This is a genomic window from Methylococcus geothermalis (genome assembly GCF_012769535.1).
GTDB classification, from domain to species: Bacteria; Pseudomonadota; Gammaproteobacteria; order Methylococcales; family Methylococcaceae; genus Methylococcus; species Methylococcus geothermalis.
This window is the reverse complement of the sequence record NZ_CP046565.1, coordinates 1,303,280-1,315,014: the sequence shown is the minus strand read 5'-3', so window position 1 is coordinate 1,315,014 and position 11,735 is coordinate 1,303,280. Positions and strand designations below refer to the sequence as shown.

Genomic DNA, 11,735 nt, shown 5'->3' with positions numbered 1-11,735 from the left:
TCTCCATGACTTCGCTGCCATGACACAAACAATATACGTGCCATCACATATTTCCTTGACGAAACATGCAACTACGATAACCCTCTCTATTTTGTGCGGATTTTCGTCGCCAGCAGGCAACGCCTCTTGGTGCCGAGTTCTTGATGCAGATCAAATTTGCCGGATATCTTCGGAAGCGATCCCTTATAGTCACCGCCACGCGGAGGCTGGCCGATGTCGGCGGGATGGTTGCACGCTGTCTCCTGAAAGCGTCATCCTCATCATTGCGACCCGACTGCGGCTACTCCGCGCGGGAAATATGCGTTCCCTCGAATACTCTCAGGGCGGACCCCACTGGCCGCTCCGCCGTGGGAGCGGCAGCGTTGGCGCGAGTAAAAGCGTAGAACGATATCCACGCAGCGTAGTGATGCCGGTTCGCGAGGGAGAGGAGCCGGAACCGGCAGATGCGGCGGGGCGAGAAGACCGCGCGCGAGCGAGGCGTCCGCCTCGGCGAGGGCGGACCCTGCAGGAGGGATCTAGCGAAGGGAACCGAAAAGTACCTTCCAGCGGGCCGAGTCTTTTTCGAGGATCTTGACGCAGTCTTCATGGCCCCCGGCTCGGGCCAGCGAGACGGCGCTCTGCCTGTGCTCGTTGCGGAGGGCCGGATCGGCGCCGGCCTCCAGCAAAGCCGCCAGAATCTCGCCGTGGCCGGCTTGTGCCGCCAGCATCAGCGCAGTCATGTTCCGCCTGTTCCGAAGATCGGGATTGGCGCCTTTCGCCAGAAGCATGCGGACCACGCCGGTATGTCCGCGGCTGGCAGCCACGGTCAAGGCTGTATTGCCGTCCGCGCTCGGCGCGTCCACGAGGGCGCCATGCGCCAACAGCATTTCGACCACATTGTCATCACCCTTCCAGGCGGCCCGGATCAGGCTGTTGGGACCGGATGCCCGATCGTGAGCGAAGTCGGCGCCATGGTCCAGCAGAGTATCGACGATCCCGGCATGCCCTCTGTCGACGGCGAGCCACAAGGCCGTATGGCCTTCCGCATCGATGGCGTTCGGATCGGCCGAAGCTTCCAACAGAGCCTCGATGGCTTCCCGGTACCCTCCGATGGCCGCCAGCATGACGGCGTTCCTGCCGTCCTTCCGCGCCATGCCCTTGGCCGCGCCCAGACCGCACAAGGTCCGCACGGTCGAGGCCTTGCCGCGCTGCGCCGCCCAGGCCAGGGCGGTGTTTCCATCCCCATCGGTCGCGTCCAGGTTCGCCCCGCCGGCTGCCAACGCCACGACCGTCTCATGATGCCCTTCCAGGGCTGCCCACATCAGAGCGGTCCGGCCATCCGGCGTCGCGGCGTTGACATCCGCCCCGTGGGCCAACAGGGTTTTCACGATTTTGGCATGGCCGTTCCAGGCCGCGCGGGTCAGAGGGAGATGGCCGTCCGGAGCTCTCGCAGCGACGTCGGCGCCTCGCGCCAGCCATGCTTCCACGGTGGACGCATGGCCTCGCCAGGCCGCGACCGTGATCGCCGGCCAGCCGGGATAAGCGCCGATGTCGTCTTGCGGGCCCAGGCGGGAGGTCGGATGCTTCGACCGCTCTCCTTGCCCACCCTTGACCTCCGCCAGGGGCCGGCGCTGGTCCGCGCCGGCGGCGGCCAGCAAGCGGGCTATCTCGGGATGGCCGGCCTCCAACGCAAGCCGGTAAGGCGTACGGCCTTTGTCGTCCCATGCGTCGATTTCGACGCCGCGCGCCAGCAAATCCCGCACCGCATCGGCGTCACCTCGCCGGGCCGCGCGATGCAAGGCCGTGTCCGTCCGGGCGGGCGCGCCTTCCGTAGCGGCGCCCGTATCCGTAGTGGCGAAAGGCATGGTCTCCAGCCGCCTGCGCGCCATCGCATGGCCCTGAGCCGCGGCTTTTTCATACCATGCCCGCGCCTGAGCCGGATCGGGGCGGACGCCGAGGCCTTTCTCGTACATCAGCCCCAGCTCGAACTGTGCGCGGACCTGTCCTTGGCCCGCGGCGGCCCGAAACCACTTCAGTGCCTGCGAATAGTCTTTCGGCACGCCGCGGCCGTTCTGGAACATCGCCCCCAGGCGGTATTGCGCCTCGGCGTCGCCCCGTTCGGCCAAGGTCTGCCATTGCGCGGACGCCTCGTCATAATGGCGCAGGCGCACCGCCTCGAGGCCTTGATCCAGCGCATCCTCGGCCGACGTCTCCGCCCAGCCGCAGGCGCCGGCAATGAACAAGAGAGGGAACAAATACCCGTTCTGCTTCGACATGCCGCCGCTCCGGGGAAAATCAGAACCGTCCGGACTTCGACGACATCGTGAACGATTCCTGCGATTTTTCAGGAATATCCGCGGTTGCCACCGCCTCGCCGTGTCCGGTGTCGTCCCGAAAGGGATTCGCCGGCAGCGCCAGCATCCAGAACGAAGCGATCGCCGCCGCGAGCATCAGCCCCGCCCAGGGCCGCGTGCCCACTATCGATTGGCCCGCCTCGCCTTCCTTGTAGCCGGTGAGCATGGAAAGGACGAGGTTTTCGTGATGCAGGAAACCCGAAATGATCGCCGCCCCGATGTGGACGAACACGATCGCCAGCATGCAATGGGAAAGGAGGGCGTGGAAGCTCTTCAGCGAATTCTCCCAGCGTTCGTCGTAGGACAGCAGGCCGGAAGTGCAGACGAGAATGCCGAGAAACAGCAGGAGCACGATGGCGACGGCCCCCGCGGGGTTATGGCCGACGTAATGCTCGGGGTGCTTGGACAGCAGGCTTTTCAGGTAGCGGAAAATCGCGAGCGGTCCGCGCACGAACTCACTGAACCGGGCATAGCGCGGCCCGACGAATCCCCACAGTAGCCGGAAACCGATCAGCCCCAGAATGGTGTAGCCGAACATCACATGCAGCACCCGGTAGTCGCTGTCGGCCGACAGATAGGCGCCGAAAAAGCTGGTCACCAGCGACCAGTGGAATATTCGCGTGGCGAGGTCCCATACGATGATGCGTCGTGCCATATTTACCCCCTGTTCATTCAGCTTCGATCTTGGCCTTTTCCCGGTCGGCGATTCCGCGTCCCGGCTGAACGGAGGCTTTGCAAGCATCACGCCATCAGAGCGCTCTCGCGGATCCGCTGAATCTCGTCGCGCAGCCTCGCCGCCTCCTCGAACTCCAGATCGCGGGCGTGCGCGTACATCTTTTCTTCGAGCTGCTTGATGAGCCGGGCCGCCTCTGCCGGCTTGGTCAACCTGTATTCGGAGCGTGGTTCGGCAGCACGGGCCAGCGACTTTCGCGATCCCTCGGCGCCGCCACCCGGAATGGGCACTTCCAGGATGTCCGTCACGGATTTGGTGATGCCCCGGGGAATCAGCCCATGCGTTTCATTGTAGGCAATCTGTTTGGCACGGCGGCGCTCGGTCTCGCCGATGGCCTGCTGCATGGACTGCGTCATCTTGTCGCCATACAGGATCGCCTTGCCATGGAGGTTGCGGGCGGCCCGGCCGATGGTCTGGATCAGCGAGACCACCGAGCGCAGGAAACCTTCCTTGTCGGCGTCGAGGATGGCCACCAGCGACACCTCGGGGATGTCCAGGCCCTCCCGCAGGAGGTTGATGCCCACCAGCACGTCGAACTTGCCGAGCCGGAGATCGCGGATGATCTCCACGCGCTCCACGGTGTCCACGTCGGAATGCAGGTAGCGCACCGCAACGTCATGCTCCATGAGGTATTCGGTGAGGTCCTCGGCCATGCGTTTGGTCAGCGTGGTCACCAGCACGCGCTCGCCTTTTTGAACCCGCAGGCGGATCTCCGACAGCAGGTCGTCGACCTGGGTCGATGCCGGCCGGACCTCGACCTCCGGGTCGACCAGGCCGGTGGGGCGCACGACCTGCTCCACCACGGCGCCGGAGTGTGTTCTCTCATAAGGCCCCGGCGTGGCCGAAACATAGATGCGCTGAGGCGCGCGCAGCTCGAATTCGTCGAATTTCAACGGCCGGTTGTCGAGCGCCGACGGCAGCCGGAAGCCGAACTCGACCAGCGTTTCCTTGCGGGAACGGTCGCCCCGGTACATCGCGCCCAGTTGCGGGATGGTGACATGGCTCTCGTCGATCACGACCAGCGCATCGTCCGGCAAGTAATCGAACAGGGTCGGCGGCGGCTCGCCGGCAGAACGTCCTGACAAATAGCGCGAGTAGTTCTCGATGCCCGAGCAATAGCCGACTTCCAGGATGATCTCGATGTCGAACAGGGTCCGCTGCTCCAGCCGCTGGGCTTCCACCAGCTTGTGCTGGCTGCGGAGATGCTCCAGCCGCTCTTTCAGCTCGACCTTGATTTCTTCCACCGCCTGCAGCAGCTTTTCCCTCGGCGTGACGTAATGGGTCTTGGGATAGACCGTGTAGCGGGCGATGCGGGAAAGAATCTCGCCGGTCAACGGGTCGAACAGCGACAGCCGCTCGATCTCGTCGTCGAACAGCTCGACCCGCAGCGCCTCCTTCTCCGACTCGGCCGGGTAGATGTCGATCACGTCGCCCCGGACCCGGTAGGTGCCGCGCCGCAGCTCGGCTTCGTTGCGGGTGTACTGGAGCTCGGCCAGCCGCCGGATCAGGCTGCGGTGGTCGATCATGTCGCCGCGCACCAGGTGCAGCACCATCTCGAAATACGAAGCCGGCTCGCCCAGGCCGTAGATCGAGGACACCGTGGCGACGATGATGGTGTCGTGCCGCTCGATCAGCGCCTTGGTCGCCGACAGCCGCATCTGCTCGATGTGCTCGTTCAGCGAGGAATCCTTTTCGATATAGGTGTCGGAGGCGGGCACATAGGCCTCCGGCTGGTAGTAGTCGTAATAGGAAACGAAGTATTCCACCGAGTTCTCGGGGAAGAACTCCTTCATCTCGCCGTAAAGCTGGGCCGCCAGCGTCTTGTTGGGCGCGAGGATCAGGGTCGGACGCTGAACCTGGGAAATCACGTTGGCGATGGTGAAGGTCTTGCCCGAGCCGGTCACGCCGAGCAGGGTCTGGTGCAGTTCCCCGTCGTTCAGGCCCTCGATCAGGCGCCGGATGGCCTCCGGCTGATCACCCGATGGCGCATATCCGCTCCGCAGCACGAACGGCTTGGATTTCTGCCCGCGCGGCAGTTTCGAGCTTTCCTCGACCGGCTGGGCCAGGCAATGGCCGCTTCCAGGCAACATGGCGTGTCAAACCTCCAGGAGAAAATCACTGAACCGGGTGTTTCCAACGATATCCGGACCGCCCAGGCCGGACGGCCGCGATATCGGTAATGACAAATTTTCCGCTCATGGAGTTCAAGGAAAGCCGGCTAACCGGTAACATAACGCCTCGATTTTTCCAGCCAATCCGCGAAACTGATGAGCATACAACTTTCCGACCGCGTCCAGTCCATCAAGCCGTCTCCGACCCTTGCCGTCACCGCCCGCGCCGCGGCGATGCGCGCCGCCGGCAAGGACATCGTCGGACTGGGCGCCGGCGAACCCGACTTCGATACGCCCGACCATATCAAGCAGGCGGCCATCCAGGCCATCGAAAAGGGCTTCACCAAATACACCGCAGTCGACGGAACGCCCGGCCTCAAGCAGGCGATCCAGGCGAAATTCAAGCGCGAAAACGGGCTGGATTACACGCTCAAGCAGATCCTGGTGTCCTGCGGCGGCAAGCAGAGTTTCTACAATCTGGCCCAGGCCCTGCTCAATCCCGGCGACGAGGTCGTCATCCCGGCGCCGTACTGGGTGTCCTATCCGGACATGGTGCTGCTGGCCGGCGCCATGCCGGTCATCGTCGAAGCCCCGCAGGCTCAGTCCTTCAAGATCACCCCGGCGCAACTGGAAGCCGCGGTCACGGCCAGGACCCGGCTGTTCGTGATCAACAGTCCGTCCAACCCCACCGGCATGGCCTATACCGCGGACGAGCTGGCCGGCCTCGGCGAGGTGCTGCGGCGGTTTCCCGAGGTCGTCATCGCCACCGACGACATGTACGAGCATATCCTCTGGGAAGGCAAATTCAGCAACATCCTGAATGTCTGCCCGGAGCTGTACGACCGGACCGTGGTGTTGAACGGCGTATCCAAGGCCTATTCGATGACCGGCTGGCGCATCGGCTACGCGGCAGGACCCGAGCGGCTGATCGAAGCCATGACCAACATCCAGTCGCAGAGCACCTCCAATCCCACCTCGATCTCGCAGGTCGCCGCCGAAACCGCGCTCAATGGCGAGCAGGGCTTCATCGCCTCCATGGTCAGGGCGTTCAAGGAGCGGCACGATTTCGTGGTCGGCAAGCTGAACGCCATTCCCGGCGTCAACTGCCTGAAAACCCACGGCACGTTCTACGTGCTGCCGAATGTCGAAGCGGCGATGGCAAGCCTGAATCTGGCAGACGACCTGGCGCTGTCCGAATACCTGATCGAACAGGGCGGCGTGGCCGTGGTTCCCGGCTCCGCTTTCGGCGCGCCGGGCCACATCCGCCTGTCCATCGCCACCAGCATGGCCAATCTGGAAAAGGCCATGGAGCGCCTGGCGGCCACCCTCTCCAGATGAACGCGAGGCATTGCCGGGGCCACCCCCGGCAATGCCCTGCTTCGCCTCTTAGAGTTGCAGGCTCCTCAGATAGGCCTCGAAGCCTGCCCTCAGCTCGGCATGCTGCAGGCCCTGCTCCACCGTGGCGATGAGATAGCCCAGCTTGGATCCGCAGTCGTAGCGCTTGCCGTTGAATTCGTAAGCCAGCACCGTCTGTTCGTTCAGCAGCATCGCGATGGCGTCGGTGAGCTGGATTTCCCCGCCCGCGCCGCGCGAGACATTGGCCAGCTTGTCGAAGATCGCCGGCGTGAGGATGTAGCGCCCCACCACCGCCTGGTTCGACGGCGCATTCTCGGGCCGCGGCTTTTCCACGATCGCCTCGACCTTGTCCAGCCCAGCCTCGATCGGACTGGTTTTCACGATGCCGTAGCTGTGGGTTTCGCTGGGATCGATGCGCTCGATGCCCAGCACGGAGCACTGCCATTTGTCGAAGATCCGGACCATCTGCGACAGACAGCCGCCGTGGTTGCTGCCGTCGATCAGATCGTCCGCCAGCAGCACCGCGAACGGTTCGTTGCCGATGACCGCCTTGGCGCAGTTGACGGCGTGGCCCAAGCCCAAGGCCTCGGCCTGACGGATGTAGATGCAGGTGACATGCTGCGGAATGATGTTCCGGACGATGTTCAGGATGTCGTCCTTGCCTCGCGCCGCCAGTTCGGTCTCGAGTTCGTAGGCCTTGTCGAAATGGTCCATGATCGCGTTCTTGCTGCGACCGGTGATGAAGACCATCTCGTCGATGCCGGCCGCCACGGCCTCTTCAACCGCATATTGAATCAACGGCTTGTCCACCACCGGCAGCATTTCCTTCGGGCTGGCCTTGGTGGCGGGCAGGAAGCGGGTCCCCAGCCCCGCAACCGGGAAAACGGCTTTTCTGATGACTTTTGCCATGATGTCCTACCTTGTCGTTTTCAGGTTGATCTTTCCGTTCTTTTCGAGATATTCGAGGATTTGTCCCGCGCAATCGTCCAGGCCGTGCTCTCCCGTCCGCACCAGGATTTCCGGCTTGAGCGGCGCTTCGTAAGGCGAGGAAATCCCGGTGAAATCCAGAATCTCACCGCTCCTGGCCTTGCGGTACAGCCCTTTCACGTCGCGCTGCTCGCAAACTTCGAGCGGGGCGTCGCAGAAGATTTCGACGAAGTCGCCGGGTTCGACCAGCGCCCTGACCAGGTCGCGGTCGCGGCGGAAGGGCGAAATGAATGCGGTCAGCGCGATGACGCCGGCATCGACGAACAGCTTGCTCATCTCGCCGATTCGGCGGATGTTTTCGCACCTGTCCTCGGCACTGAACCCCAGATCCGAGCACAAGCCATGACGGACGTTGTCGCCGTCGAAGACATAGGTCTTGCAGCCCTGTTCGAACAGGCGCTGCTCGACCAGGTGCGCCAGGGTTGACTTGCCGGCGCCGGAGAGGCCGGTGAACCAGAGGATGAAACTCTTATGGCCGTTCTGCTGTTCGCGCTGATCGCGGACTACGGTGGATTGATGCCAAACGATATGGGTGTTCATTGAAATACGTCCTTCTCCCGGATCCGGAGCGTTCTCCTCGGCGGCGCTGGGGCCGCATCATACCTGCTTCGCCGCCTTGCAGAAAGCTAGCTCCGCCGCTTGCGGAATCCGCTCTCCCGGCCCCGGACTTCGCCGCCGAAACGCCGCTTCGGCGGCGTTTCCGGCGTCACCGGCGGCAGTCCCACGGAACGCAGCAAACCGTCCAGAGCCTCCCCTTCCAGCGCGACGGAGGCGCCGGCGCGCAGCCGCGGCGGCAGAACGATATCCCCATAGCGCACCCGGATGAGGCGGCTCACGACCAGGTTCTGCGATTCCCACAGGCGCCGCACCAGCCGGTTGCGCCCCTCCCGGACCACCACATGGAACCAGCGGTTCGCGCCCTCTCCCCCGGCCTCTACGACCGATTCGAAACGCGCCGGACCGTCGTCGAGCTGGACCCCGTTGATCAGTCTCTCGATGATGGCCTCGCTGACCGTCCCCAGGATGCGGACGGCGTACTCGCGCTCGACTTCGCGCGAAGGGTGCATCAAACGATGCGCCAGTTCGCCGCTGTTGGTCGCTAGGATCAGTCCCTGGGTGTTGACGTCCAGCCGCCCCACCGCGACCCAGCGCCCCAGTTCCAGCCGCGGCAATTGCGAGAAGATCACCGGACGGCCTTCCGGATCGCGCCGGCTGACCAGTTCGCCGACCGGCTTGTGGTACAGCAGGACCCGGGTGGCCGCCTGCAGGCGCTTTTCGAGATTGATCAGATGGCCGTTCAGCATGACCTGATCGCCCTTGCGGTAGCGGTCGCCCAGATGCGCGGGACGGCGGTTGATGAAGACCTTGCCCTCGCGGATCCAGCCCTCTATCTCTCGCCGGGACCCGAAACCGGCGTGCGCCAGCGCCTTCTGGATACGTTCGCCCTCACCGGCTTCGGCAGGCTCAGACCCCGGCGCCGGCGGGAGCGGACGGTTCCTCGGGCGGACGGGTTTGGTCGGTTTGCGCGGCGGCAAGGACATCTTCTAACTCCGGTGATACGGCGAATTCCGGCAGGGCCGGCAAATCCGCCAGGGATTCGAGATTGAAATAATCGAGAAACTGGGGCGTGGTGGCAAACAGGGCCGGGCGGCCGGGAACGTCGCGATGGCCGACCACGGTCACCCATTCCCGCTCGGTGAGCGTGCGGATGATCCCCGAACTGACCGCGACGCCGCGAATCTCTTCGATCTGGCCGCGTGTCACCGGCTGCCGGTAGGCGATGATCGCCAGGGTCTCCAGCAGGGCGCGCGAATAGCGGCCGGGCCGCTCCTCGAACAGCCTGGAAAGCCACGGCGCATAGGCGGCGCGAACTTGGAACCGATAACCGCTGGCCACCTTGCGAAGCTCCAGCGGCCGCTCCGAGTATTCCTCCGCCAGGGTCTCCAGCGCCCGCCGAATCTCTTCAGCGTCAGGACGCTCGTCCTCGCCGAACAAGGCTTCCAGCTCGGCGACGGCAAGCGGCCTTTGCGCTGCGAACAACGCGGCTTCGACGATGGACTTGAGATCCATGTCAGTCACCACCGGCGGCGGCGACCAGAGAGCGTACCCGCACGGCCCCGAGGGGCTCGTCCTGGATGATTTCGATCAGCCGCTCCTTGCTCAGCTCCAGGACGGCCAGCAGCGACACCACCGCTCCCGGGCGCCCTTCGCGGCGCGGGAACAGGGCTTCGAAAGCCAGTGTCACATCGCCGTTCAGGCGTTCGAGAATCAGGCTCATGCGCTCGCGCACCGACAGCGCTTCCCGGCGGATATGGTGATGGCTGGTATGGTTCAGGCGTTTGAGCACATCCTGGAACGCCGACAGCAGATCGTTCATGGCAATGCTCGGATAGACCTTCGGCACCGGAATGTCATCGCTCCCCGCCCCGGTTTCGAACAGGTCGCGCTCCAGCCGCGGTAAGTCATCCAGCCGCTCCGCCGCGGCCTTGAACCGCTCGTATTCCTGCAGGCGCCGCGCAAGTTCGGCGCGTGGATCCTCTTCCTCGGCTTCGGCCTCCTTCGGCCGGGGCAGCAGCACCCGGGACTTGATCTCGGCCAGGATCGCCGCCATCAGCAGGTATTCCGCGGCCAGTTCCATCCGCATGATGTCCATCATCTCGATGTAGCCGATGTACTGGCGGGTGATCTCGGCGATGGGGATGTCGAGGATGTCGAAATTCTGCTTGCGGATCAGATACAGCAGCAGATCGAGCGGACCCTCGAAGGTTTCCAGAAAGATCTCCAGCGCGTCCGGCGGAATGTACAGGTCTTCCGGCAACTGGCTGACCGGCGCGCCCTTGACCCGAGCGACCGGTTCCAAGGCTCCCGGTACGGACGGCGCTTCGGTCATGCGCCCCCGCCCAGACCGACGACGGTGTAGACCAGATGCTGGACCAGTAGCAGCGGCCCGACCATGATGCGCCCCAAAATGTCCGTATAGATCAGGATCAGCAGGATCCAGAAGCCATAGGGCTCGATCCGGCTGTATTGGATCGCCGCCCGCAGCGGCAGCAGGGTGGACACGACCCGGCTGCCGTCCAGCGGCGGGATCGGCAACAGGTTCAGCACCATCAGAACGCTGTTGATGGTGACGCCGGCCTTGCCCATCAACCCCAAGGGCAGGGCCATGTAATCCAGGCTTTCTGGCAGCTCCATGGCCAGCCGCAGCAGGATCGCCCACCCCAGGGCCATGATCAGATTAGCCCCTGGACCGGCCACCGCCACCAGGGCCATGTCCCGCCGCGGGTGGCGCAGGCGGCCCCAGTCCACCGGCACCGGCTTGGCCCAGCCGAAGATGAAACCGCCGAAAGCCAGGAGGAGCCCAGGCACCAGAACGGTTCCGACCGGATCGATGTGCCGCAACGGATTCAGCGACAACCGACCCAGGCTCTTGGCAGTATTGTCGCCCAGCCTGCTGGCAATCCAGCCATGCGCCACTTCGTGCAGCGTGATCGCGAACAACACGGGCAGCAGCCAGACGCTGAAACGCTGAACCAAAGTAAGATCATCCATCGTGTGATAAGGCTCGAAAGTGAAAAAGGGACGAGAAGGCTAGGCGCCCAGCAGGCCGATGCCGCCTTTGCCCTGGCGAACGACGACCGGGAACTCGCCGGTCAGGTCGACGATCGTGGTTTCCGCGAAAGGTATGACTCCCGCGGCAAGGATCAGTTCTACCCGCGATCCCACGCGATCGCGGATGTCCTCGGGATCGGTCAGGCCGTCGGTCTCGCCTGGCAGGATCAGGGTCGAGCTGAACAAGGGATCGTCCAGCTCCGCCACCAGCAACTGCGAAACCGCGTTATCCGGCAGGCGAATCCCGATGGTCTTGCGCTTGGGATGCTGCAGCCGTCGCGGCACCTCGCGCGTGGCCTGCAGCAGGAAGGTGTAGGGCCCCGGCGTCAAGGTCTTGATCAGGCGGAAAGCTTCGTTGTTGATCTTGGCGAAAGCGGAAACCTGGGAAAGGTCGCGGCAGATCAGGGTGAAATGATGGTCTTCGCCCAATTGGCGGATCCGGCGGATGCGCTCCAGGGCATCCTTGCAGTCCAGTTGGCAGCCGAAGGCATAGGACGAATCGGTCGGATAGACGATCAGCCCCCCCTGGCTGACGATCTCCGCGGCCCGGCGGATCAACCGCTGCTGCGGCGTCTGGGGATGCACCTCGAAATATTGCGCCAT

11 protein-coding genes are annotated in these 11,735 nt (G+C 64.1%); 1 reads left to right on the top strand and 10 read right to left on the bottom strand.

Translation table 11 applies throughout. The features are described 5' to 3' along the window. Nucleotides 1–515: 515 nt before the first annotated feature. The 3 genes from GNH96_RS06415 to uvrB all read right to left on the bottom strand — a co-directional run bounded on the left by GNH96_RS06415 (nt 516) and on the right by uvrB (nt 5,156). On the bottom strand, nt 516–2,255 hold the full coding sequence (locus GNH96_RS06415; protein ID WP_169602916.1) for an ankyrin repeat domain-containing protein: 1,740 nt from the start codon (nt 2,253–2,255) through the stop codon (nt 516–518). A 19-nt stretch (nt 2,256–2,274) separates the two neighbouring features. Then, complete coding sequence (locus GNH96_RS06410; RefSeq protein WP_169602915.1) at nt 2,275–2,988, bottom strand: cytochrome b/b6 domain-containing protein; 714 nt, start codon at nt 2,986–2,988, stop codon at nt 2,275–2,277. An 86-nt stretch (nt 2,989–3,074) separates the two neighbouring features. After that, nucleotides 3,075–5,156 (bottom strand): excinuclease ABC subunit UvrB, encoded by a 2,082-nt coding sequence (gene uvrB / locus GNH96_RS06405; RefSeq protein ID WP_228720040.1) that lies wholly within the window; start codon nt 5,154–5,156, stop codon nt 3,075–3,077. A gap of 177 nt (nt 5,157–5,333) precedes the next feature. Between uvrB and GNH96_RS06400 the strand changes: the two genes are divergently transcribed. Next, entirely contained in the window at nt 5,334–6,515 is a 1,182-nt protein-coding gene (locus tag GNH96_RS06400; protein WP_169602914.1) for a pyridoxal phosphate-dependent aminotransferase, read from the top strand. A 48-nt stretch (nt 6,516–6,563) separates the two neighbouring features. On the opposite strand, the gene galU is transcribed toward GNH96_RS06400, so the two are convergent. The 7 genes from galU to GNH96_RS06365 form a co-directional block, all read right to left on the bottom strand. Further along, nucleotides 6,564–7,442, bottom strand: a complete 879-nt coding sequence (gene galU / locus GNH96_RS06395) for a UTP--glucose-1-phosphate uridylyltransferase GalU (RefSeq protein WP_169602913.1) — start codon at nt 7,440–7,442, stop codon at nt 6,564–6,566. A 6-nt stretch (nt 7,443–7,448) separates the two neighbouring features. Next, complete coding sequence (gene cysC, locus GNH96_RS06390; protein ID WP_169602912.1) at nt 7,449–8,060, bottom strand: adenylyl-sulfate kinase; 612 nt, start codon at nt 8,058–8,060, stop codon at nt 7,449–7,451. Nucleotides 8,061–8,146: 86 nt separating this feature from the next. Continuing rightward, entirely contained in the window at nt 8,147–9,061 is a 915-nt protein-coding gene (gene rluB / locus GNH96_RS06385; protein ID WP_169602911.1) for a 23S rRNA pseudouridine(2605) synthase RluB, read from the bottom strand. Beyond that, entirely contained in the window at nt 8,985–9,590 is a 606-nt protein-coding gene (gene scpB / locus GNH96_RS06380) for an SMC-Scp complex subunit ScpB (protein ID WP_169602910.1), read from the bottom strand. The genes rluB and scpB overlap by 77 nt, the downstream gene beginning before the upstream one ends. Before the next feature lies 1 nt (nt 9,591). Further along, nucleotides 9,592–10,410 carry a segregation and condensation protein A gene (locus GNH96_RS06375; protein WP_169602909.1) on the bottom strand — a complete coding sequence of 273 codons (819 nt, stop codon included), beginning with the start codon at nt 10,408–10,410 and terminating at the stop codon, nt 9,592–9,594. After that, nucleotides 10,407–11,072, bottom strand: coding sequence for a site-2 protease family protein (locus GNH96_RS06370; RefSeq protein ID WP_169602908.1), 666 nt, complete (start codon nt 11,070–11,072; stop codon nt 10,407–10,409). The genes GNH96_RS06375 and GNH96_RS06370 overlap by 4 nt, the downstream gene beginning before the upstream one ends. Before the next feature lie 39 nt (nt 11,073–11,111). Beyond that, on the bottom strand, nt 11,112–11,735 hold the full coding sequence (locus tag GNH96_RS06365) for an L-threonylcarbamoyladenylate synthase (protein ID WP_169602907.1): 624 nt from the start codon (nt 11,733–11,735) through the stop codon (nt 11,112–11,114).

Coding starts and splice junctions, on each gene's coding strand:
- GNH96_RS06415 (WP_169602916.1), bottom strand. CDS start 2,255: ATGTCGAAGCAGAACGGGTATTTGTTCCCTCTCTTGTTCATTGCCGGC.
- GNH96_RS06410 (WP_169602915.1), bottom strand. CDS start 2,988: ATGGCACGACGCATCATCGTATGGGACCTCGCCACGCGAATATTCCAC.
- uvrB (WP_228720040.1), bottom strand. CDS start 5,156: ATGTTGCCTGGAAGCGGCCATTGCCTGGCCCAGCCGGTCGAGGAAAGC.
- GNH96_RS06400 (WP_169602914.1), top strand. CDS start 5,334: ATGAGCATACAACTTTCCGACCGCGTCCAGTCCATCAAGCCGTCTCCG.
- galU (WP_169602913.1), bottom strand. CDS start 7,442: ATGGCAAAAGTCATCAGAAAAGCCGTTTTCCCGGTTGCGGGGCTGGGG.
- cysC (WP_169602912.1), bottom strand. CDS start 8,060: ATGAACACCCATATCGTTTGGCATCAATCCACCGTAGTCCGCGATCAG.
- rluB (WP_169602911.1), bottom strand. CDS start 9,061: ATGTCCTTGCCGCCGCGCAAACCGACCAAACCCGTCCGCCCGAGGAAC.
- scpB (WP_169602910.1), bottom strand. CDS start 9,590: ATGGATCTCAAGTCCATCGTCGAAGCCGCGTTGTTCGCAGCGCAAAGG.
- GNH96_RS06375 (WP_169602909.1), bottom strand. CDS start 10,410: ATGACCGAAGCGCCGTCCGTACCGGGAGCCTTGGAACCGGTCGCTCGG.
- GNH96_RS06370 (WP_169602908.1), bottom strand. CDS start 11,072: ATGGATGATCTTACTTTGGTTCAGCGTTTCAGCGTCTGGCTGCTGCCC.
- GNH96_RS06365 (WP_169602907.1), bottom strand. CDS start 11,735: ATGGCGCAATATTTCGAGGTGCATCCCCAGACGCCGCAGCAGCGGTTG.